The sequence below is a fragment of the Bordetella tumbae genome (genome assembly GCF_054780995.1).
Genome location: NZ_BAAGVG010000002.1, coordinates 1 through 23,281 on the forward strand (window position 1 = coordinate 1; position 23,281 = coordinate 23,281).

The following is a 23,281-nucleotide window of genomic DNA, read 5'->3' on the forward strand; positions in this document are numbered from 1 at the left end:
CACCGCAAGCGGCCGGCGGCCTAGCCGCCGGCCAACCGATGCGAGTGAGGTGATCGGTTCGATGTCCTCGGTCGATCGCTCCAGCTTTGCAACTTGAGACGTTGTCACAAACGCCGGCGCCAGCACATCACCATGCTCACGCACCAGATAGGCTGTCAACGCCGCAATCGTCGGCGCTTCAAAGAATACCGTTGGGCTCAGCGTCAACCCATACCGCTGGTTCAACACATTGCCAAATGAGGTCAGCGTGATCGAATCGAAACCGAACTCGCTCAGCGACGCCTCTCGCTCCAAGCGTTCGCGCGGCATCTTCAAGTGCGTCGCCATCAAGCCCGTCAGCGCCCGCTCCAACTGCCCCGCGAAGGCCTCGCCTGAAGGCATCGTCCCCACGCTCGCACGTGCTTCCCCGGCACTCCCCGCCTGCACTGACACGGTCTGCTCCTGCACCGGGACTGCCTTCGTCTGCGTCGACGATGTCTTCTCATAGGCCGCGCGCACACTAGTCAGCAGACGCTTCCGATCCCCGTGCAGCACCAGCACGTGCGAGATATGCGACGCGACGGACACTCCCTGCGCGAACGCCGCGATCCCCGCCTCATCAGGCAAGGGCCCCATCCCCGTCAACCGCCGCATCCGCTCCTGACCCGCTGCATCGACCTGCATGCCTCCCGAGGCCCACAGCGGCCAACTCACCGAGATCGTCTGCCCCCGACGCAGTCCCTGAGCCACCAGCCCCTGGCGGTACGCTGCATACGCATCCAGGAATCCGTTGCCCGCCGCATAATCGACTTGCCCCACATTGCCCCAGACGCTCGCCACCGACGAACACAGCACCAGCCAGTCCAGTGCCAACTCTCGCGTCGCCTCGTCCAACGCCACCACACCAGCTACCTTCGGCTGCAACACCGTGCCCAGATCCGCCTCGGTCTTGTTCGCCAGCAGACTATCGCGCAACACTCCCGCCGTGTGGATCACCCCATTTAACTGACCGTGCTCTACCACGATCGACCGCGACAGCGCCGCCATCGCCGCCTCATCATCAACGGCCACCGATCGGTATTCCGCCCGAGCGCCTCGTGCGCGCAGATCCTGCAACCAGGCCTCCTGCGTGGGCTCCAGCGCGCGGCGGCCGGTGAGCACCAACACCGGCTCGCGCACCTGCTGCGCGATCGCCTGCGCGAACACCCTGCCCAGACCTCCCATCCCGCCAGTGATCCAGTACACGCCGCCGTCGCGCCAGGGTAACGATAACGAACCGTCGGCAGGCGACGTCTCCACCCACTCCAGCACGTCGCGACCCGCCGCCCCGTGACGCACCACCGCCACCGGTTGCGCCGCTTCCGCGCGTAGCCGCGCGGCGAGGTCCGCTATCGTGTCGGTCACCACCACTTGCGTGGTCAACATCGGATACTCTTGCACCGCACTGCGCAACATGCCGCCCAAGCCTTGCAGCACCGCATCTTCGCCGCGTCCCGGCACCACCAGCTGCACCAACGTTGGCTGCGCCGACGCTGCCGACACGATTCGCTTGAGCTGAGCCAGCACCTGCCTCGCATAGGCACCGTAACGCTGCACCAGCGTGTCGGTGCCGGCTCCGTTGTCGATCCTACTCAACCTGACGCATTGGGCCGGCGCCAGTGCCGCCTCGAGCGACGAGTCGAACCCAGCGCCCACCACCTCCTCGCACCAGAGCACCCAATGCTGCGCGTAGGCCGACCCTCGATCCGGTTCCGGTGCCTGAGCCAACAGCGACCGAGCGGTCCACTGCGGCATCAACAGCACCGTCTGCGGCGGCGCCAGACGCTCCACCGCGCGGCTGCTGAATCCGCTCAACCGCACCGCCACGCGCCCCTGCGGATCGACAATCTCCACCTGCAGCTTACGCACCGCTGCGCTGTCGCCTGCCGCTGGCCGCACCACGGCATACGCGGGCACCGGCACCGGCGACCACTGCTCCACCGACTGCACCGCAAACGGCACCGTCGGCCCTGAGTCCTCCGGCATCAGGCCCAACAAACATGCTTGCAACGCGCCGTCCAACAAGCTGGGTGGCAAGCCATAAGCGGGATCGTCATCGGCCGGCGCAGGTGCCGGCCACTGCAACGACCCGACAGCCAAGTTCTCGCCTATCTGCAGTTGCGTCAACGATTGGAAGCTCGGTCCCTGGTGCAAGCCCATCGCGGCAAACCGCGCATAACAATCCCCGCTGCTAAGCGTACGCCCACACTGTGCCCGCAACCCCGCCAGATCAACGGTCGGCGCTTCACCGAGCGCTGAGACCACCGCCCAGCCTTGGCTGTACACCTGCGCCTCTTCACCTTCGCCGCTATAAATCTCGTAGCTGATCCGCCCGTCGTCCTCTACTTCCAAGCCAATGTGCACCTCCAGCGGCTCGGCAACCGCCAGGCGCCGCACCCAGCTCACCTGCTCCAGGCGAATCGCCGCCGCGCCGCCCAATGCCAAGCTCACCGCGGCTCGCGCCCACTCCAACTGTGCTACGCCCGGCACCACTCGCTGACCCAGCACGATGTGATCGCGCAAGACAAATTCCTCGCCCGTCAGCCATGTGCTGTAGCGCTGTTCGCTCAAATCCGACGTATTACGATGCACCAACGGGTGCAACACCGCCTCGCGCCCCGAGACGGCCAATGCGCCAGCGATCTGCGCAGTCCGTGCTGTTGACCCGCTCTCTGGCACCCAATAGCGCTCCTTCGCGAACGGATACGTCGGCAAGCTCACCCGAGAGGGCCGCGACGCGCCGTACAGCGCCGACCAATCCACCGCCAGGCCTTGCACCCACAGCTCACCGAGCGTTTCAAGCTCGCCGCGAGCTACCCATTTGTCGACTGCTTCGTTCAACTCCTTTGCAACAAGAGCTAATACGCTCAGCGTCCCACGGTCACGCTTCGCCGCTCCTTGCCAACTCCCCTTGAGCTCCCTATTTCCCGCCAGAAACTGTGCCAACTTGTTTGCGAGATCCTCAATCGAGCCGGCCGTCAGCGCCAAACGATGCTCCATCGCATCGCGCCCTATCTGCAGCGTGTAGGCAAGATCAACCAAGTTGACCTCATGGGTCTGCACATACGCCTGGAGTTGTTTCACATGCGCGCGCAGGCGCTCTTCATCCCGCGCCGAGAGCACCACCAGCACCGGCTGCCCCGCCAGCACCTCGGCGCGCGCAGAACCGCGTCTGTCATAGCCCTCGAGCACGACGTGAGCGTTCGTCCCACTGAAACCAAAGCTGCTCACGCCAGCAATCATCTTGCCGGCCGGCCAAGGCTGCGCCTTGGCTACGACCTTGACCGGCAGGCGATCCCAAGCGACATGCGGATTGGGCGTACTGAAATGCAAATGCCTCGGGATCAAACCATGTCGCATCGACAGGATAACTTTGATCAGTCCCGCAACGCCCGCCGCCGTTTCCAGATGTCCAATATTCGTCTTGACGGAACCCAGCAGCAGCGGCCGGCTTTCATCACGCCCAATTCCCAAGGCCGCCGCCGCGGCATGCACCTCGATCGGGTCGCCCAGCGACGTTCCCGTCCCATGCGCTTCGAGATAATTAACCTGGTGCGGCGCCACCCCGCTTCGCTTGAGAGCCGCCTCAATGACCGCCTGCTGCGCCTTCTGATTCGGCGCGGTCAGACCGGCACTGGCGCCGTCCTGATTGATCGCGCTGCCACGAATGATCGCCCATATCGGATCACCATCCCGCTCGGCATCTGCCAAGCGTTTTAACACCAGCACGCCGCAGCCTTCGCCTCGGACATAGCCATTCGCGCCAGCGTCGAACGTCTTGCAACGGCCGTCCGCTGACAACATCCCGGCATTGCCAAACGCAGCAAAAGTCTCGGCGTTCAGTAAAAGGTTCACACCACCGGCAACGGCGACGGCGCATTCTCCCGCGCGCAGACTTTCGCAAGCCAGATGCGTAGCTACCAACGAGGAGCTGCAAGCGGTATCCACGGACAGCGTGGGCCCGTGCCAATCGAAATAGTAGGCAATGCGACCTGCCGTGATCGCGGCGGCATTGCCCGTGGCGAAATGCGGATCCCGATCATGGTCGCCCGCCTGCTGGCGCAGCAGCAGTTCGTAATCATGGCCCATCACGCCGACAAACACGCCGGTATCTGAACCTGCCATCCCTGCCGCAGAGAGGCCTGCTTCCTCCAATGCTGCCCACACCGCTTCTAACAGAAAGCGCTGCTGCGGGTCCATCAGTTCCGCTTCTCTCGGAGAAACTCTGAAGAACGACGCATCGAACCGATCAATATCGGTGAGAAATCCACCGGACTTGCCCACACGTTCGGCCAACGGATCTCTCGGCGCACGCGGCCGATCGATACCAGAACCTGGACGCCCTTGAACAGCATCCACCTCGCCCTTCAGCAGTTCCCAGAACTGTTCAGGAGTATTTGCCGCGCCTGGGAACCTGCAGCTCAATCCGATGATGGCAATCCGTTGATCCCCTTGTGCGCATCGACGCTCGCCTTCTTCACTGGATCCAGTTGAATTGGCGATCGGTCCGCCAGACGACTCATCGTCAGGGAAGACGTCCTCATTTTCCAAGCTGACTTGCGGCGCCAAATGCTCGATGATCGAGGCAGGGGTACCGTATTGAAAGAAAATGGTTGAATCGAACTCTAGCCCGAACCTCTCATTGAGCCGATGCCGCAGATCCAGCAGGTCGAGCGACGTCAACCCCATGGCCATCCATGGCGCCTCGTCCTGGTAAGCGCCAGACCGAGAGGCTCCCAGCACGTGCTCAATCAATTCGCGGACCTGGCGTTTTACCAACGCGTCTGCGCCCTTGTTCGTCGGAAAATGCTTGACCGGATCACGTCCCAAGCCAGAGACGGGCTCCGGCGAGGCCTGCACCGTTGCCGGCATACCCTGGACAAGTTCAGGCTGCGTGTCGAGATGTGCCGTGATCGACGCGGGCGTGCCGTATTGAAAGAAAATGGCCGAATCGAACTCACGCCCGAACCGTTCATTGAGCCGATGCCGCAGGTCCAACAAATCGAGCGACGTCAGCCCCATCGCCATCCACGGTGCATCGTCCTGGTAAGCTCCCACCCGGGTCGCCCCCAACACCTGCTCAATCGTCTCCCGCACTTGGCGCCTGACCATTATCCCGGCCGGCGGCATCACGGGCGCATTGAGTTTTTCCGGCGCTTGCACTGCGGCATTGCGAACATTCGGATATTCGATCAGAACACCCGATCCTTCATTCGCCGTGTCTTCTGGGCGAAACCGTGATACGACCTGACGGATTTTTGCACCGTGCGCTTCATGGAAACTCAGCACCGGCTCGATCAGGCGGCCGGCTTGATCCCGCTGCCGGATGTATTGCTCCAACGAAACCGTGCCCACTCGCGCGTAGTTTTGGCACCGGCTGACACCGACGAGTTTTTCAAAACCTTCGCACGTAGAAAAGTAGGCGAATGCGAACTCGAGAATGTCATCTGCCAGGCCCGTACCCTGCATATCGGGTGCAACGCAAAGTCCGAGCAAATGTCCAACTGCGCCTTCCGGATTGTGGATACTGCCGAACCTCGCGTAAGGCGTATGCAGCAGCTGCTCAACACTATCTATCCGTTGAGAATAGAGCGCGCCAATCATCCGACCGTCTTGCTCCACCACCATTTGCCCGAGCGGAAACTCAATGACGCGGCGACGTAGTTCTGCTTCAGGTGCCGCTAGATTTTCCGGCCAACACGCTATATCCAGTGCTCGCAGCTGCTTTACATCCTCCTCGGATGGATGCCGCATCCGGTAGCGCCGTGCGACCAGCCTGTTCAAGGTGATACGAGTAAACGGTGCTGCCGGCGGAAAATGTCGGAACGAAGCACGGTCAGGGAAAAGCCCTGCTTCCGCAGCCGCCATCAAAAACATCGGCGCCTCGAACAGCTGCTGGCCCGAAAAGGCATGGTAAGCGTCGAAGTGCAATGCGCCGGTCCGATCCCGCAGCGTCCGCACCGTTGCCGGTTTCAGGCAATGCACCTCTAGCATGGCCAAGCCGTACTTCGACACAGCATCACGCCATCGTCCCAGATGCTCTACCAAGCTCTGCAGGGCGATCGCGGGTTCGATCTGTTCGCCATCACGGCCAACATACACCCCCGTCAGCGGCAGGCTGCGTTTTCTGGCAACCGCCACGTCGTCTTGCGGCGACTGCGCAGGCCGGTCATGATCCAGGAAAGACCGAATATGCAAGATGTTTTCCGGATCGGTGATGCCACGCGCCTCCAAGTCCCTGATCAAACCTTCCGGATCGCCGATATCGCCGGCCACCAGCAGATGCGGCAAGCCGGCCAGGGTTCGCGAAGTTGCCTCCAGCGCCCGCTCGTTAAAGTCCGCGCCGATCAGTTGCAACGGATAACGGTCCAGTACTTGGCCGCGTCGGGTCTGGCTTTGGACAGCTTCGTAAACGTGGCGCAACAGCGAACCGTCGCCGCACCCCATATCAGCGATATAGCGAGGTTGTGCCGCGACCGGCTCGCTATCGAATACCTGTGCGATCAACTCGCCGAGCGCCTCAAAATAAATCTTGTGTTGAGAGCCGCTGCCGGTCACGTTGAGCTGGCGCTCGACATGCAGTTCATGCCCCTGTTCATCGCGGCGGAAGACATCGTCGACCTTGCCGAACAAGACCGCATCCAGGCCGCACATCATCGGCCGATAGGAGACCACCGTACCGAGCGCCCCACCACTTTCGACGAGATAGCGACCAGCTCCATTGAGCGCGAACCGGGTGCCTTGGACACTGCCCCACCGACGCTGCTCGAAATAGTGATGCAATACGGCCAGGCACGCGGTAGACACCGCGTCGGGCCGGGCCGCGCCCTCCAGCACTGGGACGCCACCCAAACGATGGATCTCGACCAACAACGGCGACAGCAAAGCGCCATCAAGCATTCCGGCAAGCTGTCGTCCGGCCCCATTCCATCCTGCAATGGAGACATCCAGCCAGTTCTTCAGTTTCGCGCCAGTCGATTCGCGCAGGACGTCCGGGATCTTCAGATCGATCAGCTCGTCCGTATTTGCCGGCACCTGCGCAACCGCATGGGCTGCTGGCGCCAGCGCATATTCATCCGCCGATATCTGTTCGAGCCATCCCAATTCCACCAGCAGCCGCAAAGCGACCCTCAGATGACCACTGTTTGCCCCCGTTTCGGCGACCAATTGTTCTGCACTCAAAGCAGAACGATTGGCTAACAGCGAGAACACATCGTGCCTGCGACATGCTTCGATGACCGGGACAGCGACATATCCATCAGCAAGGCTATTGATCACGTCAAGCACGAGGGTTTCCTTATACAGACCAATTGAGTTCAGTAGATAAACTCAGATAAGCACCAACGACTCTGAGTAAAACCAATCCGTGCACAGAATTAACGCTTTATCTTCCACGCAGCGGTCATGCATTCAAGTGCTTCGCCCTGCCGTGCAAAGCAGGCAGGATCGAATCCATTGATCAGGGGAATACTCTGATCCAGCAGCAGATGCTTCAGTCGGGCTCCCAGAGTGTCGAATCGTATTGATTCACTAGTTGCGAATGTTCGCCCGCAAAAAACAGCGGGCTTCCAGGAGCCTGACACGGATAAAAGAACAGCATGGCTCAGCTCTGCATGCCGAGTATGCCGTCACGCAGATATTGCGCTGTCGCCTGCATCAAGGTGATTCCGATGGTCCCGACATCCCGCTGCGGCCAGGCTTCGAACTCCGTGCCTTTGACCCATTGATTGAACGCACCGAGGGCCGGGCCGCACTGGACCTGATAATTAACCAGATCCTCCGGCGAGCCACCAAACGCCAGGCGCGTCGCGTAGGCGAAATACCATCGAAACACCCGCGCCATGCGAATCTTCGGATTAGCCTGCGCCTGCGTGATGTCGTTCAGACGTCCGTTTGCTCGCATATGCTGCAGCGCCTCCTCCCATACCTCGGCCAGACTGCGCTTGAAATATCGGCGCTCCAATTGCGTGCGTATCGCTACAGGAATGTCTTCCAAGCATTCATAATGCGTGTAGAGCGCATGCAGCTTGTTGGCTCGCATCGGGAACAGGAGCCCTTTTTTGAGTACTTGCACCCGCCCGCCCAGTTCGAACATATCCCCGGCGGGGGCATAAGCCATGTCGTGAATGCCCGCCCCCTGCAACAGGGTCTTCACTGTGTCGGTAGCCCCCGATTCCACAGTACATTGGTTGATGGAACCAGTCAGAATAAAATCCGCGCCCATGGCAAAGGCCGCGGCCGCCGAAGCAGGCGTGCCGATGCCTCCGCCCAGCCCCACGCACAACGGTTCGTCGTACGCATACCGCTCGCTCAGCGTCCGTCCCAATTGCCGCATCGCGGGCAATAAAATGGTTGGGATGTGGCCATCAGTATGACCGCCGGAATCGGCCTCGGCGCAAATATCGTGGCTCATGGGAAGCTCGGCGGCCAGCTTCGCCTGTTCAGGGGTGATCGCGTTCTCTTTCAACAGCGCGTCGACGAGGTGAACAGGGGGAGGACTCATGAACGCCTCGGCCACCTCCAGCCGCGAGACTTTTGCCAGCACATGATGCTTGCACCGCACCTTGCCGTCGACATCCCGGTACATGCCCCTGAGGCGAAACAGCACGAGCGCCGGAGTCATTTGCATGAATGCCGCGGCTTCGATGCGCGTCACGCCATACCGCAGATATAACTCGACCGTGGCTCGCTCAAAGGCCGGATCATCATGGGCCGCCAGCAGGTTCAAGCCGTAGGGCTCGTGTGGTTGCAACTGCGACTGTATTGCCTGGATCGCCGACTCAATCTCTACCAGACTCAATCCACCCGCGCCCAAATATCCAATCATGCCGGCCTGCCCCATGCGCACCACCAACGCCACAGAGCTGGTGCCCCGGTACATCGCTCCGGCTACATAAGCGTATTTCAAGCCATGGCGTCGCCGGAACGCCGCACTGCCGAGCGACTCGGCGAAATCATCCGCTCGCGGCGATACATCTTCGGTCGCTACGGCGGTAGTTGCAGCGGCTGGCGCCTGCGCGGTCTTGACCTCGCACAGCGGTGTTTCAGTGAGACGAATTTCATCGACCAATTTGCCGAGCACCGTGCCACCTATTCGAGCTGGATCGCTGCCGACTTCATGATAGGTGAACTCACCCAGCCCCATTAAATATCGAATACTCTCGGTCCACAGCACAGGGCTAGCGATCTGCTTGGCCAGCAACGTCGCGACCTGGCCGAGTTCATAGGGCCGTGCGGTCGTATTGGCGATGACGGGTATCTTCGGATCGGTCAGCGCAAAGTCCTGCAGGAAGGCCGCAAAGGCTTCCTGCGCCGGCCGCATGAAACGCGAGTGAAACGGCGCACTGACATTCAGCGGGACGCACCTTGCGCCGCGCGCGGTAACGAGTGCCGCCGCAGACTGAATCGCGGCCGCCTCTCCCGCGATCACCAGCTGGGTCGGCGAATTGAAGTTAGCCAGATCCACCTGGTCCAGCGCATTTTCATGCAGCAAGGCCTGCAACGCCTCGGCCCGCATTCCCAGCACGGCGGCCATTGTTCCTCCGCCAGCTTTGCCCATGAGCTCACCGCGTTTTTGAACAAGGCGCAGCCCCGTCTCGAAATCGAAGCAGCCAGCTGCCAGCAGTGCCGAGTATTCACCCAAACTATGGCCAGCCAGTGCGTCCGCAGTACCGCCTTCTTCCTGCCATTGATAGTAAGACAATGCATTGACCACGTAGAGCGCCGGCTGTGTGTAAGGCGTAAGGCGCAGCTGGTTATACGGGTCTCTCAGGCAGAGTTCTACGATGGAATATCCGAGAATCTCTGAGGCAGCATCCGTCAAGCGAGGATAAGCTGCCCAAAGATCCTTCCCCATCCCCTTGAACTGCGCACCCTGCCCTTGAAAAAGCAATACTCTCATCACGCATCCTATTTGCTGCCTAAGAATCCATGCATGCCATCAAGTTTCTTGCTTACATCGTCACAACACTATCTTTACATTGCTCACAACAAAATCACATGACGTGGCGCATAAAAGCAATACCACGTCAAATCTCGATGATCTTCTTGAATACTATCGAGCAGCAGTACGGCGAGCGCTCATGAAATGGCCGATGCCCGGCATCCGAAGCTTGTCCGCACGATTCTGAAAATAGAGTTCCTGCATGCGCGCCGGAGGGAGGTCCTCTACAGTGTCGAACCCCAGTTCCTTGACACGACGCGTCAAATCCGCAGGATCAAAGCCCGCCCTGAACGGCTCGCCTCTTTCCGCCCCCGTCTGCGTCAACATCTCCATCACTTGACGATCGACGGGATAGACAAGCTCCGTCGTAATGGGGTACTCGAATACCACCTCGCTGTCACACTCCAGCGACGCTATATTTTCAAGCGTTGTGAATATGGCGTCGTCGCTGAGATACCAGACCACGCCCAACCATGAGAAAAATGTCGGCTTCGCTGGATCGAATCCATGTTGCGTCAGCCGTTCGAAAAGCGATTCCTTTTCGAAATCAACCGACACAAACGTCGCCAACTCTAAAAGCTGCGGATCGACTTCCTTGAGCCGTGCGAGCTTCCACTGCTGCGTCGCAGGAAAGTCGACCTCAAACACATGCAATTTATTTGCAACCTCGGCGAGACGATACGCAGAAGAGTCCAGGCCAGCGCCCAAGATGACGTATTGGGATATGCCTCGTTCGATTGCCTCGATCAGCCTCTGCTCGGCTATCCTGCTTCGCACGATGATTCCTGATCGAACCGCTTCCAGGATTGTCTTGACAGGCAGGTCTGGAAATTTCGAAGAAAGATTCTGCTCCATTCCGGCCATGACAGTGTGAAACGTCGCCGAATCCGGCAGGCCGCACAACTTCAGAGCAAACTTATCGTCAAGTATCTTTGGTTCATCGTCCATCACGACATGCGCTGCGCGCATCATGGCGGCGAGATCGGCAGTAAAGCTTCGAGTTCCTGGCTGCAAGGATTAGCTCCCCCGGAAAGTTACATGAAGCCATCAATAGAATTGATGCTACTTGGATAACCAATAGCTTAGATTATCCAACGATTAGTATAAGCTAGCTATACATGATTTTTTGACATGAATGATAAATTATTGCGAAAAAACGTCGTCAAGTCATAAATGCACCGCCTGTTCGCGACTGATGGATAAGCCGAGAGCAGCGACATGCTTGGTAATCTTTTTCATTGGTGGCGATTGCCAGACGCATTCACGCAATACAACCATGCTAGGTGTAGGGTTTCATTTAGTCATACTCCTCCCGCGCGAAGGCATTGGCCCATCGCGAGATTTCAGCTGATGCCATCGGTACTCATACAGTCTGAGGCCCGACATTGATGAGTTTTATTTATATCGGCTTGCACTATTCATTAGCTACTCAACGGGACTGAAATTGACCAACATGTTGACTTTGATCCAGTCAACTTCACTGCTGTCGCCAACGACCCGCGCTTGAGGCCTTCTGCAGCCTTGATGCAAGTACGTCTTGCGCCGGCACCGTGAACCTCGTTCTCAACAATGAAAAGGTCTCCTATGAATCTGATTTATAACTTCAAAGGGCAAGTCGCTTTTGTCACCGGCGCTGCGATGGGGATGGGCCTTGCCGCGGCCCGAGCCTTCGCCCAAAGCGGAGCCTCCGTAGTGCTAGCCGATCTCGACGGACAGTTGGCAGCCAGGGGAGCACAACAGATCGTCGATGAAGGCGGTACCGCCATCGGCGTGGCCTGCGACGTTACCGACGAATCACAAGTTGCAGCCGCAGTGGATCGAGCAGTCGCCGAATATGGCCGGCTCGACATGGCCTTCAACAACGCAGGCATCCAGGTGCCGCCGAGCGACGCGGCCGAAGAGCCTATCGAAAATTTCCAGCGCGTCGTCGCAGTCAATCAGTTCGGCGTGTGGGCCAGCATGAAACACGAGCTGCGCGTGATGCGCGCCCAAGGCTCGGGCGCGATCGTCAACAACTCCTCGCTAGGCGGCCTGGTCGGCTTGCCACAGCGTGCGGCTTATCACGGCACGAAACACGCCGTGCTGGGCATGACCAAAAGCGCGGGCGTGGAGTACGCGCCCCGCGGCATCCGCGTCAACGCCATCTGCCCAGGCACCATCGATACCCCGATGGTGCAGGACATGCTCAAGGGTCAGGCGGACGCGATGAAAGTCATCCTGCAGGAACAATCCATCGGACGACTGGGCAGCGCCGATGAAGTGGCGGCCGCCGTGCTATGGCTGTGCAGCCCCGGCGCGAGCTTCGTGGTCGGCGTCGGCCTGCCGGTCGATGGTGGCTTTACCGCCCACTGATCCCCGACGCGGCCAGTAGCGGAAGACCGACAACATGAAAAATATTCCTTTAAGATTAAATACATGACATCAATCCATGTAGCCATATAGAACTCACTCATCAATGCCCCGAGACAGTTTTGGCGACCTTCACGCCTTCATCGCCGTAGCACGGGCTGGCAGCTTCACACGCGCGGCAGCCCAGCTCCGCGTGTCTCAACCTGCACTGAGCTATACCATCCGCGAGTTGGAGGAAAAACTCGGTGTACGCCTGCTCATGCGTAGTACGCGCGGCGTCTCCCCTACCGAAGCGGGACAGCGCCTGCTGGACCGCCTCGCGCCCGAATTCGATGGCATCGACGAGGGAATCCAAGCGCTAAGCGAATTGCGCGACGAGCCCATGGGAACCATTCGGATCTCTGCGATCGACTACGCGATCCGCAGCACGATTTGGCCGAAACTGGCGAAATTTCTCCCCAAGTATCCGGACATCAAGGTCGAGCTGATCAACGAATATGCCAGTGTGGACATCGTTGCAAACGGCTATGACGCAGGCGTGCGCTTCGGCCAGGAGCTGGCACAGGACATGATCTCAGTGCGGATCGGCCCCGATATCCGCAACATGATCGTCGGTGCAAAGTCCTACTTCGCGGATCGCCGCCGCCCCAAGACGCCGCAGGATCTCATGGAACATGCCTGCATCAACCTGCGCACCACGACCTATGGCGGCCTTTACGACTGGGAGTTCGTCAAAGGCAAAAAGACATTGAGTGCCCGCGTGGAGGGTCCTCTGGTCTTCAACAACGCATACGATATTTTCGACGCGGCGAAAGCAGGCTTCGGATTGGCCTACCTGCCGGAAGACCTGGTTCGCCCTCTCGTTACCAAAGGCCATCTGATTTCAGTCCTCGAGGACTGGTGTCCCACATGGGCCGGCTTTCACCTGTACTACCCGAATCGCCGGCAGCCCTCCCGGGCCATGACCTTGCTGGTTGACGCGCTTCGCCACAGACCATAGAGATTCCGGGACTTCCATGTCAGGCGAAAACCTCCGAGACATCTACGCATTCCTCACCGTGGCGCGCGAGCGCAGTTTCACGCGCGCAGCGGTTCAGCTCGGCGTATCGCAATCAGCCCTCAGCCATACCATCCGTGGCCTGGAATCGCGCCTGGGGTTGCGGCTGCTGACCCGTACCACACGCAGCGTGGCTCCCACAGAGGCTGGCGAGCGCCTGATCCAGAACGTCGCCTCCCGGTTCGACGCGATCCAGGAGGAACTGGCCGCCTTCAGCGAGCTTCGCGACAAGCCAGCGGGCACGGTCCGCATCACGACATCGGATTTTGCCGCCAATACCGTGCTGTGGCCAAAACTGTCGAAACTCCGAACCAAGTACCCGGACCTGAAGATTGAGATCGCCATCGATCCCAACCTGACCGACATCGTGGCCGAACGCTATGACGCGGGCGTGCGCTTCGGCGACCAGATCGCCAAGGACATGACCGCCGTCCGAATCTCCCCGGACATTCGCATGGCCATCGTAGGTGCTCCGTCGTACTTCGAAAAACGCGCTTTACCCAGAGTACCGGCGGACCTGACCCAGCATGACTGCATCAACATGCGTTTCTCGATGCGGGGTGGTGTATATGCGTGGGAACTGAAAAAGGGCAAACGCAATGTGCAGGTACGGGTGGATGGGCCGTGGACCTTCAATGGCATCTATCCCGTGCTCGACGCGGCCTTGGCTGGTTTCGGCCTCGCGTACATGCCGGAAGAACTGGCGCAACCACATATCGAAAGCGGACGCCTGCTATCCGCTCTAAAGGACTGGTGCCCCACGTTCCCCGGCCTGCACATCTTCTACGCCAACAAGCGGCAGCTCTCGCCCGCGCTGTCGTTGATCGTAGAAACGTTGCGCTATCGCCGCCATCATAGGGACTGAGGTTCCGGTTTGGCGAGCGCTGTCATTGCCTGCAGAAGCCTGGCAACCTCTTAAGAACTCAAAAACGCTTCCGGAATTCGTCAACCTCTTTGATGGCCTTGGCCAGATCAAAGTCATGCGCCGCGCTCTCTATGGCGGCAACCAGCAACTTGTCTGCCAAGGCTTGACTGACTTGCTCACTGTCAATCAGCGTGGCGGAGGTCTGCTCGGAAGACGTGATATTGGTGTTGGAGTCGATCACCGAAACGACTGCCCAGGCGACGGCCCTGTCACGCATCACTGTGGCATCGCCAGAGATATTGATTGATAGGCCGTGCGCTTTCAGTGCCTCGCAAGTCTTTTCGGATATAGGCCAGCCGCCATAATTGCTCACCGCCTGATGGACAACAAACGGGGCCTTGGCATGAATTTCACAAGCTGAGGCCAACTGCGCCCCGCAAAACAAGGCAGAGGCGGCAATCGAGGCACGGGCAAGCGCGGTGAATTTCAAAATATTCTCCTTATCAGCGACAGCATGATACGTCACTGCCACAAAACCCTCATGCAACCGTTGCCAGCCAGCGACTTTCGCTCTGTAACCTGGAATTAGTTCTTGGAGAACTCGATCCGTACGCTGCCTCCTCCCAGCGCCTGCGCCAGACCAGCCGGATCGTCCACGCGACCAAGACGGGTGTAGGAATACGGAGTATTAAAAGTCAGGTAGAAAACGACCAAGGTCCTCGATCCGTACAGCATGAGATCCCCATTGCGAATCGTACCGGGCCTCTTGGAATTCGTGGGCAGAGCCTGCTTCAAGTCCGCGTGCTTCTCATTGTTGTTGAGATCGGCCATATCGATCGATAACGGCAGCATCATGGCGAAGGCACGGGCCGCTTCGGTATCGGCGAGGGTGATAGCGAAACGATGCTCATCGACAGTCATCCACATGCGAGACTCCTTTTGTTGAACGGCCACCGCCGCAGTGTCGGCAGTGCGCGAGCTTGCAGCTTCCGGCTGGGCGGCGTTGCATGCACCTGACACGGTCAGGCCACAAAGCAAGCCGAGCCCGTACAGAGCCAGCCGCCCGCGCACGCCACAGTTTCCCATGGCCAAATAGCGTTGGCTGCGGGCAACGGGTCTGAGGCTCGCAATCATGAGATTCTCCTATGATATGGGGCTCAGACCGTTTGTGAGGCTTGCGAACGTGAGGTCAGGGAAGTAAGAAACGCAGCGATCAACAGCATCATCGCACTCATCGCGAACGTGCTTCGGTACCCCACTGCATCGAACAACACCCCTCCCACGGTTGAACCCAAGGCGATGGCCAACTGAATCACCGCGACCATCAAACCGCCGCCAGCCTCGGCGTTGCGCGGCATGGCTTCGGCGATCCAACTCCACCAACCTACTGGCGCGGAAGTCGCCATCAGGCCCCACAAACCCAGCAGCACAAAGACAACAGCGACCGAGGTTCCCAAAGGGATCAATGCCGCAGCAATAGCAGCCATCAGTACCGGAATAGTGATCAGCGGTCCATACAAACCGCGTTTGAGAAAGGTGCCAATCAACGCAGTGCCGATGAAACCAGCGACACCAATCACCAGCAAGATCAGCGACAGTGTGGACACGTTCACGCGCGTCACCGTTTCGAGGAATGGGCGCACATAGGTGAATAGCGCGAACTGCCCCATGAAGAACACACCGCAGGCGGCCATACCCAAGGCGACAGGACGGCTCCCTAACACCTTGAACACGTTTCCCGAGCCTGGTGCGTGCGCCTTGGCCCGCATGGCGGGCAAACTGATCGACTGCCACACCAGGGCGATCACCGCCACTGGAACCAGACAGAAAAACGCGCCGCGCCAACCCATGACCGAGCCGAGATAACTGCCCAGCGGCGCGGCAATCACCGTGGCCAGCGCGTTACCGCCGTTAAAGATCGCCAGGGCCTTTGGCACCTGGCTGCTGGGCACCAGCCGCATCGCTGTCGCGGCGGACATGGACCAGAAACCGCCGATGACTACGCCGATCAGCGCTCGGCCGACCATATAGACCAGATAGCTTGGCGCCAGCGCTACCACGGCGCCAGAGACCGCCATCAACGCCGTCAGCGCCAGCAATAGCGTCTTGCGGTTCACGCTGCCTGCAATGAGAGGGATCGACAGACTGGTCAACACCGCAAACGCGCCGGAGATTGCAATGCCTTGTCCGGCCATGCCTTCCGTGACGTACAGGTCGGCCGCCATGGGCGTCAGCAGGCTGACCGGCATGAATTCGGAAGCAATCAACGCGAAGACGCACAGCGACATCGCGAACACGCCGCTCCAATAGGCTGGCTGCCCTGGCGCATGATTAACCCGGGAACGATCGCCCTCCGCAGAAGTATCGGTATTTACCTTTTCCATGCCCGGAATGTTGAACCATGAAGACCGGCTTGACTAGCTAATGAAAACTTAAAAGGCTTATTAGATATACTAATTAATCCTTTATGAGAGACTTTCGCCATGGTCAAACGCAATCTCAACGATCTCTTGTATTTCGTGACCGTGGCGCGGGAAGGCAGTTTCACGCGCGCAGCCTCACTGCTGGGCGTCACGCAATCGGCTCTCAGTCAGGCTATCAGCGGCCTGGAGACACGGCTGGACATCAGGCTTCTCACCCGAACCACTCGCAGCGTATCACCCACAGCCGCGGGCGAACGCTTGCTCAATGCCATTGGTCACCGTTTCGATGAGATCGGTGCGGAACTGGACGAATTGACCGAAATGCGGGACAAGCCGGCCGGTACAGTACGCATCACCTGCGGCGAACATGTCCTCCGGAGCACACTGCTGCCCAAACTAACACCCTTGCTGCTCGAATACCCCGACATTAAAGTCGAGTTCGACATCAACTACGGATTGCGGGACATCGTGGCCGACCGTTTCGACGCAGGGGTTCGATTGGGCGATACCATCGATAAAGATATGATCGCAGTCCCGATCGGGCCGCACCTGCGCACAGCGATCGCGGCATCGCCTGCATACTTCGAGACACACCCCATCCCCAAGACACCGCGCGATCTGCTCAAGCACAACTGCATCAACATGCGTATGCAGACGGCTGGCGGCATTTACACCTGGGATTTCGAGCGTCGCGGCCAGCCGTTGAGCGTACGGGTGGAAGGTCAACTCGTCTTCAACACTTCACCCAGCATGGTGGACGCCGCGTTGGCGGGGCTGGGGATCGCTTCCCTGCCTGAAGAAGAGTTCGCGCCCCACCTCGAGGAGGGGCGGCTGGTGCGCGTGCTGGAGGACTGGTGCCCGCCATTTCCTGGCTATTACCTGTACTACCCCAGCCGCCGGCAGCCTTCGCCAGCCTTTTCGCTAGTGCTCAATGCGCTGCGGGTCACGCGCCAGTCCAATCCCAAACGACATTAGTAAGTTTGTTTAACGCAGGCGCCGCCCGTTAACACCACGGTCATGCAACGAACAGTCCATTTGGTTTCATTAAATGGAACCAATATCAATAAACGGCATTAAAATATTATCATTGCGCAAGCGTGCGCCACACGGCGTGAATGGTTACCCCAATCAAGGATCGAATCACATGAAGAAATATGGCCAGCTTTATATCGGCGGCGAATGGGTAGACCCGGTCACGCCGGGCCGCACTTTCGACCTCATCAACCCCGCCACCGAGCAAGCTTTCGCCAGTATTGCGTTCGCCGGCCCCCAGGACGTGGATCGTGCAGTAGAGGCCGCGCGGGCCGCCTTTCCGGGTTTCAGCGCCACCAGCAAAGAGGAGCGTGTCGCGCTGCTATTGCGCATCGCGGAACTGATGCAACAACGCGAGGGCGAATTGATGGCGGCCGCCTCCGAAGAGCTAGGCGCCCCGATCACCGCGGTCAACCACGCGCGCGCAGCCACCGAAAATTTCCGGCAGATGGCCAAGACGCTCGCGCAGTACGAGTTCGAAAAAATCGACGGCATCAATATCATCCGCAGGGAGCCCATTGGCGTATGCGGTCTGATCGCGCCCTGGAACTGGCCTATCCAGACCCCGTCCACCAAGATTTCGGCAGCACTTGCGGCAGGCTGCCCCGTCGTGTTCAAACCCAGCGAGTTCACGCCGATCACGAGCATCCTGTTAGCCGAAATTTTCCACGATGCCGGCGTACCGAAAGGCGTCTTCAATCTGGTAAACGGTGATGGCCCAACCGTCGGTGCAGCCATCGCAGCGCATCCCGGCATCGAGATGCTGTCATTTACCGGGTCGACACGCGCCGGCATCCAGGTCGCCATCACGGCAGCGCCCACGGTCAAACGCGTCTGCCAGGAACTCGGCGGCAAGTCGGCCAACATCATCCTGCCGGATGCCGATCTGCAGGCGGCAGCGAAATGGAATATCGGCAGAGCCTGCTTCAACACCGGGCAATCCTGCCACTCCCCTTCACGCATCCTCGTACACGAAAGCCAGGCAGCAGAATTGGAGGCATTGCTGGCATCGGAAGCCAGCAAGCTGGTGGTCGGCGATCCTCAGGATCCCGCAAGCACGATGGGACCTGCCGTGAACAAGGCACAGTTCGAACGTATCCAGGGCTACATCGATAAAGGCCTTGAAGAAGGTGCTCGCGTCGTCTGCGGCGGCCCGGGACGCCCCGAGGGCCTGAGCCGTGGCTACTACGTGAAGCCGACCGTATTCGCAGACGTGCGCCCCGACATGACCATCGCACGCGAAGAGATCTTTGGACCGGTCCTGTGCGTCATCACCTACCGCGACGAAGATGAAGCGGTAGAAATCGCCAATGAGACAGACTACGGACTGGGCGGTTACCTCTTCACGCGCGACCCATCCAAGGCCCGTTCGCTCGGAGCACGCCTTCGCGCCGGCCGTATCTTTCTCAACGGCGCGCCCAGCAACGTCGCCGCGCCGATGGGCGGCTACAAACAGTCTGGCAACGGACGTGAAATGGGCGTGTTTGGCCTGGAAGAATATCTCGAAGTAAAAGCCTTGATCGGCTACCTCTGATACTGAAGCAACAACATTCCCCGCAAGTTCTCGACGAAGTGCGTTTCTGTTCTGCCGCCGGCCACCCTCACGGTCGCCTCAGTCACGAACCTGCGGGGATATCGCTGGCCCAGTTCCGGAATTCGATGAGTGTGACTTATCAATGGGAGAGGGCTTCGACAGTTTCGGCCCAGCACTGTGGTTGGCACCAAAGTCAGAGTGATCATCAAGCGATATCTGGCAGTCGATCAAGATACTTATCCAGTGTGATCGGGTACTGCCGCACGCGCACGCCGGTGGCGTTGTAAATCGCATTTGCAACGGCGGGGGCTACTCCTGTCAACCCCAGTTCACCAATCCCCTTTGCCTTGACTGGCGAGATCATTGGGTCGACCTCGTCGATGAACAGGACTTCAAGATGCGGGATATCAGCATGAACAGGCACCTCGTAGCCAGCCAGATCATGATTGACGAAGAACCCGTATCGTCTGTCGACGGCCATTTCCTCCATCAACGCTGCCCCGACTCCCATCACCATGCCACCGATTACCTGGCTACGTGCCGTCTTAGGATTGAGAATGCGGCCCGCGGCGCAGGCCGCGAGCATGCGCCGGACTCGCACTTCCCCTGTAAAAGCATTGACTGCGACTTCGGCAAAATGTGCGCCGAAGGTTTGAATCGAGAAGCGCTTCGCTAAATCACCGAACTCCATGCTGTCTTCGACAACGAGGTCCCCGCCGGCAGCGGCGCGGCCAAGCGATATGGAGCGGTTTCCGAGCCGAACCTCACCCGAAACGAACTGGGCCTCGGTATCGCTAATGCCAAGGCGCTCGGCAACGGCTGCTCTCAGCTTCATACAGGCAGCGTAAACACCCGCGGTAACTGAAGGAGCCCCCTGCTGGCCGCCGGAGCCCGGTGTTTCCGGAAAACTGGAATCCCCTAGTCTCACCACCACCTGTTCAAGTGGAACACCCATCATCTCGGCTGCCGTTTGCTGGACGATTGTGTAGCTGCCGGTGCCGATATCGGTCATATCGGTCTCGACCGTTATTAACCCCAGCCGATTAAGACGCACACGTGCGGAGGCCTTGGCGATAGGAGCCCCGCGTATGGCGCTCGCCATCCCGCATCCGATAAGCCAATCCCCATCCCGCACCTGAGCAGGTTGCTGCTTACGGGCACTCCAACCAAACAGCTCAGCGCCCGCTCGCAGGCATTCGACAAATGGGCGCGTTGAAAACGGTCTGCTCGGGTCTTCCGGATCCACTTGCGTGTCGTTCAGGATACGAAGCTCGACAGGATCCATATCGAGCTTTTCAGCCATTTCGTCCATGGCGACTTCAAGTGCCATCAATCCCGGTGCCTCTCCCGGTGCACGCATTGCATTGCCCTCGGCAAGATCTAGCGTGGCAAGTCGGACACGAGTCATGCGGTTTGCGCCCGCATAGAGTGCACGAGTGGATAGCGTCGTCGGTTCAGTTCGGCCACCCGCAAGATTGCCGGACCAGCTTTCATGGCCGACCGCAGTAAGTTTCCCGTCACGAGTCGCGCCAAGCCGGATCCGTTGAATGGTCTTTGGCCGGTGAATCGTGCTGTTGAACATGATTGGCCGCTGGAGCGCGACCTTGACCGGTCGCTGCACGATCCGAGCGGCTACGGATGCAAGTACGAGATCAGACTGCACGGTGCCCTTGCCGCCGAACCCCCCGCCGACGAACGAGGAGATCAGCCGAACACTCTCGCGAGGAATCCTCAGAATACGCCCGAGGTCTCGAGTGCCCCAATTCATTTGCTGAATAGAGGTCCAGCAGGTTAGCTTGTTTCCTTCCCAGGCCGCTATCGTCGCATGAGGCTCCATCATGGCATGTGCCTGATCGGGGACCATGTAGGTCTCATCGACCTTGACCTCAGCCTTCCGGAAAGCTTGTTCAAAGTCTCCGACATGCGTCTCGGTCGGGCCGCCAAATGGCATCCTTTTCGCTACCGGAGCACTCTCTAGTTGCGAGGCGAGATCAAACTTCCCAACAGCTTGCTTATAGTTGACCTGGATCAGTGACGCGGCTGAACGCGCCTGCTCGAAGGTCTCGGCCACCACGATCGCGACTGGTTGATGGTAGTGATCGACATCAGGCGATGCCAGCATGCGTTGAACGTAAAACTCTCCTACGCCCAGTGGCCCCGCGTTGCGATAGGTGATAACAGCGAGTACGCCGGGCGCATCTTCCGCTAGCCGTGTGTCGATCGACTCGATACGCCCTTTTGAAATGCTAGCGCCTAGAATATAGCCATACGCGACGTTCTGGACTGCCTCGTGATATTCATAGGCATAAGTTGCCTTCCCCGTCGTCTTCAGCTTTGCCTCGAAACGGTCATGAGGCTTGCCGATGACAGCCAGTCGGTCTATAGGATTCTGTGCTGCAGGAGTGTCAAACTTCATAGATCAACCTTTCGATTGCGCCATCACGTAAGCGAGCGTTCTTTCTACCAACGGTATTTTGAAAGCATTCTCGTGGGTCGGCGATGCTTCCCGCATCAGTTCCGCCACAACCGCCTTGGCACCGTGCGGCATTGCTGCATCCGCGGCGTCGATTCGCCAAGGTTTAGGAGCGACGCCGCCAACTGCCACTCTTCCGCTACCATTTTCGCCAATGACTGCTGCGATCGAGACCAACGCAAAGGCGTAAGATGCACGATCGCGAACCTTATGGTACAAATGCCGCCCACCGATCGGCGCGGGCAACCTTACCGCTGTGATCAGCTCATCGGGCTCAAGCTCGGTCTCGATATGCGGTGTCCTGCCAGGCAGCCGGTGGAAATCAGCTATCGGTATCACTCTGGTGTGGCCGTCGGCGTCAATCGTCTCCACCGAGGCATCCAGAGCGCGTAGCGCGACCGCCATATCCCCGGGATTTGTCGCAATGCAATCGGAACTCGCGCCGATGACGGCAAGCTGCCGACTAAATCCGCCGATTGCCGGACAACCGGAACCCGGTACCCGCTTATTACAGGGCATATTAGGATCATAGAAGTACGGACAACGGGTACGCTGAAGCAAATTGCCGCCCGTCGTGGCTTTGTTGCGAAGTTGTCCAGAGGCACCGGCAACGATCGCACGCGCCAGTAAACCGTAGTCACGCCGTACGCGTGGGTCAGCGGCAAGTTGAGTGTTGGTGACCAGCGTACCAACTCGCAATCCACCCTCCTCTGTCGCCTCAATCCTGTCCAACCCTATGTCCTGGACATCGACTAGATGCGTCGGCGCTTCGATTTCGACCTTCATGAGATCAAGGAGATTGGTGCCTCCCGCAATGAACTTTGCACCTTGTCGCTGCGCCACACTCCTCGCTGCCTCAACAGGGCTTTTCGGCCGTTCGTAGGTGAACTCCTTCATGTGAGGCTCCGTGCAACTTCTACCATAGCTTCTGCGATGTTCGAGTACGCACCGCAACGGCAAATATTTCCACTCATCCGTTCGCGCATCTCTACACCGCTTGTATCGACGGGTGTCGTCAGGTCATCCGTGACGTGGCTCGGCACACCGGATTTGATCTCATTGAGTACGGCAACGGCCGAGCATATCTGGCCTGGCGTGCAGTAGCCGCACTGATAGCCATCGTGTTTGATAAAAGCGGCTTGCATCGGATGGAGGGTATCCGGCGTACCGAGTCCTTCGATCGTGGTGACCGTCTGGCCTTGGTGCATCACTGCAAGGCTAAGGCATGCGTTGATACGGATCCCATCGACCAGCACAGTACACGCTCCGCACTGTCCGTGATCGCAGCCTTTCTTGGTGCCCGTTAGACGGAGATGCTCGCGCAACGCATCAAGCAACGTGGTTCGTGGGTCGAGGGTGAGGTCGCGACCGGTGCCGTTCACATTGAAAGCAACTCGCATGGCGTTCTGTACCGAGAGCGACGCTTGTTGATCTCGCGAGTTGCCAATGAACTCCTTGGAATGCGCAATACCGAATGGCGCAAGAGGAGCGACAGCAGAAACAGCTCCCACAACTAGCATATCCCGCCGCGTACCATTTACATGTTCCGATTCACCCATTTATCTCTGCTCCTATCACTGTTGTGGT

General features: G+C 59.1%; 14 protein-coding genes. 5 read left to right on the top strand and 9 right to left on the bottom strand.

Translation table 11 applies throughout. From position 1 onward, the window contains the following. The 3 genes from ACYVI2_RS00015 to ACYVI2_RS00025 form a co-directional block, all read right to left on the bottom strand. On the bottom strand, positions 1-7,305 hold a 7,305-nt coding region (locus ACYVI2_RS00015; protein WP_460490243.1), incomplete at its 3' end, for an SDR family NAD(P)-dependent oxidoreductase. Between the two features lie 316 nt (positions 7,306-7,621). After that, positions 7,622-9,919 (bottom strand): ACP S-malonyltransferase, encoded by a 2,298-nt coding sequence (gene fabD / locus ACYVI2_RS00020; RefSeq protein WP_415819422.1) that lies wholly within the window; start codon positions 9,917-9,919, stop codon positions 7,622-7,624. Between the two features lie 153 nt (positions 9,920-10,072). Beyond that, positions 10,073-10,975, bottom strand: a complete 903-nt coding sequence (locus tag ACYVI2_RS00025; RefSeq protein ID WP_415819421.1) for a class I SAM-dependent methyltransferase — start codon at positions 10,973-10,975, stop codon at positions 10,073-10,075. 570 nt (positions 10,976-11,545) lie between these two features. On the opposite strand from ACYVI2_RS00025, the gene ACYVI2_RS00030 reads away from it, so the two are divergent. The 3 genes from ACYVI2_RS00030 (at position 11,546) to ACYVI2_RS00040 (ending at position 14,232) form a co-directional block, all read left to right on the top strand. Beyond that, on the top strand, positions 11,546-12,313 hold the full coding sequence (locus ACYVI2_RS00030) for a glucose 1-dehydrogenase (protein ID WP_415819420.1): 768 nt from the start codon (positions 11,546-11,548) through the stop codon (positions 12,311-12,313). Positions 12,314-12,416: 103 nt separating this feature from the next. Continuing rightward, positions 12,417-13,310 (top strand): LysR family transcriptional regulator, encoded by an 894-nt coding sequence (locus tag ACYVI2_RS00035; RefSeq protein ID WP_415819419.1) that lies wholly within the window; start codon positions 12,417-12,419, stop codon positions 13,308-13,310. 16 nt (positions 13,311-13,326) lie between these two features. Beyond that, positions 13,327-14,232 (top strand): LysR family transcriptional regulator, encoded by a 906-nt coding sequence (locus tag ACYVI2_RS00040; protein ID WP_415819418.1) that lies wholly within the window; start codon positions 13,327-13,329, stop codon positions 14,230-14,232. A gap of 58 nt (positions 14,233-14,290) precedes the next feature. On the opposite strand, the gene ACYVI2_RS00045 is transcribed toward ACYVI2_RS00040, so the two are convergent. From ACYVI2_RS00045 to ACYVI2_RS00055, 3 genes are read right to left on the bottom strand one after another with little or no spacing between them, the layout of a single operon-like run. Next, positions 14,291-14,779 carry a hypothetical protein gene (locus ACYVI2_RS00045; protein WP_415819417.1) on the bottom strand — a complete coding sequence of 163 codons (489 nt, stop codon included), beginning with the start codon at positions 14,777-14,779 and terminating at the stop codon, positions 14,291-14,293. Between the two features lie 38 nt (positions 14,780-14,817). Continuing rightward, positions 14,818-15,366: a cyclophilin-like fold protein gene (locus tag ACYVI2_RS00050; RefSeq protein ID WP_415819415.1), complete on the bottom strand. Its 549-nt coding sequence runs from the start codon at positions 15,364-15,366 to the stop codon at positions 14,818-14,820. A 23-nt stretch (positions 15,367-15,389) separates the two neighbouring features. Further along, entirely contained in the window at positions 15,390-16,520 is a 1,131-nt protein-coding gene (locus ACYVI2_RS00055; protein ID WP_415819428.1) for an MFS transporter, read from the bottom strand. A 195-nt stretch (positions 16,521-16,715) separates the two neighbouring features. On the opposite strand from ACYVI2_RS00055, the gene ACYVI2_RS00060 reads away from it, so the two are divergent. Together ACYVI2_RS00060 and ACYVI2_RS00065 are read left to right on the top strand one after the other, a co-directional pair. Next, on the top strand, positions 16,716-17,630 hold the full coding sequence (locus ACYVI2_RS00060) for a LysR family transcriptional regulator (protein WP_415819413.1): 915 nt from the start codon (positions 16,716-16,718) through the stop codon (positions 17,628-17,630). Between the two features lie 169 nt (positions 17,631-17,799). Beyond that, the gene (locus tag ACYVI2_RS00065) at positions 17,800-19,221 is read left to right on the top strand and encodes an aldehyde dehydrogenase family protein (RefSeq protein ID WP_415819412.1); all 1,422 of its coding nucleotides are present in this window, start codon (positions 17,800-17,802) and stop codon (positions 19,219-19,221) included. Positions 19,222-19,426: 205 nt separating this feature from the next. Here ACYVI2_RS00065 and paoC read toward each other — a convergent pair whose 3' ends face one another. The 3 genes from paoC to paoA are packed head-to-tail and all read right to left on the bottom strand — an operon-like array spanning position 19,427 to position 23,253. Then, positions 19,427-21,637: an aldehyde oxidoreductase molybdenum-binding subunit PaoC gene (paoC, locus tag ACYVI2_RS00070; RefSeq protein ID WP_415819411.1), complete on the bottom strand. Its 2,211-nt coding sequence runs from the start codon at positions 21,635-21,637 to the stop codon at positions 19,427-19,429. A gap of 3 nt (positions 21,638-21,640) precedes the next feature. Next, positions 21,641-22,591: an FAD binding domain-containing protein gene (locus ACYVI2_RS00075; RefSeq protein WP_415819410.1), complete on the bottom strand. Its 951-nt coding sequence runs from the start codon at positions 22,589-22,591 to the stop codon at positions 21,641-21,643. After that, the gene (gene paoA / locus ACYVI2_RS00080) at positions 22,588-23,253 is read right to left on the bottom strand and encodes an aldehyde dehydrogenase iron-sulfur subunit PaoA (protein WP_415819409.1); all 666 of its coding nucleotides are present in this window, start codon (positions 23,251-23,253) and stop codon (positions 22,588-22,590) included. Before paoA ends, ACYVI2_RS00075 begins: the two co-directional genes overlap by 4 nt. Positions 23,254-23,281 lie beyond the last annotated feature (28 nt).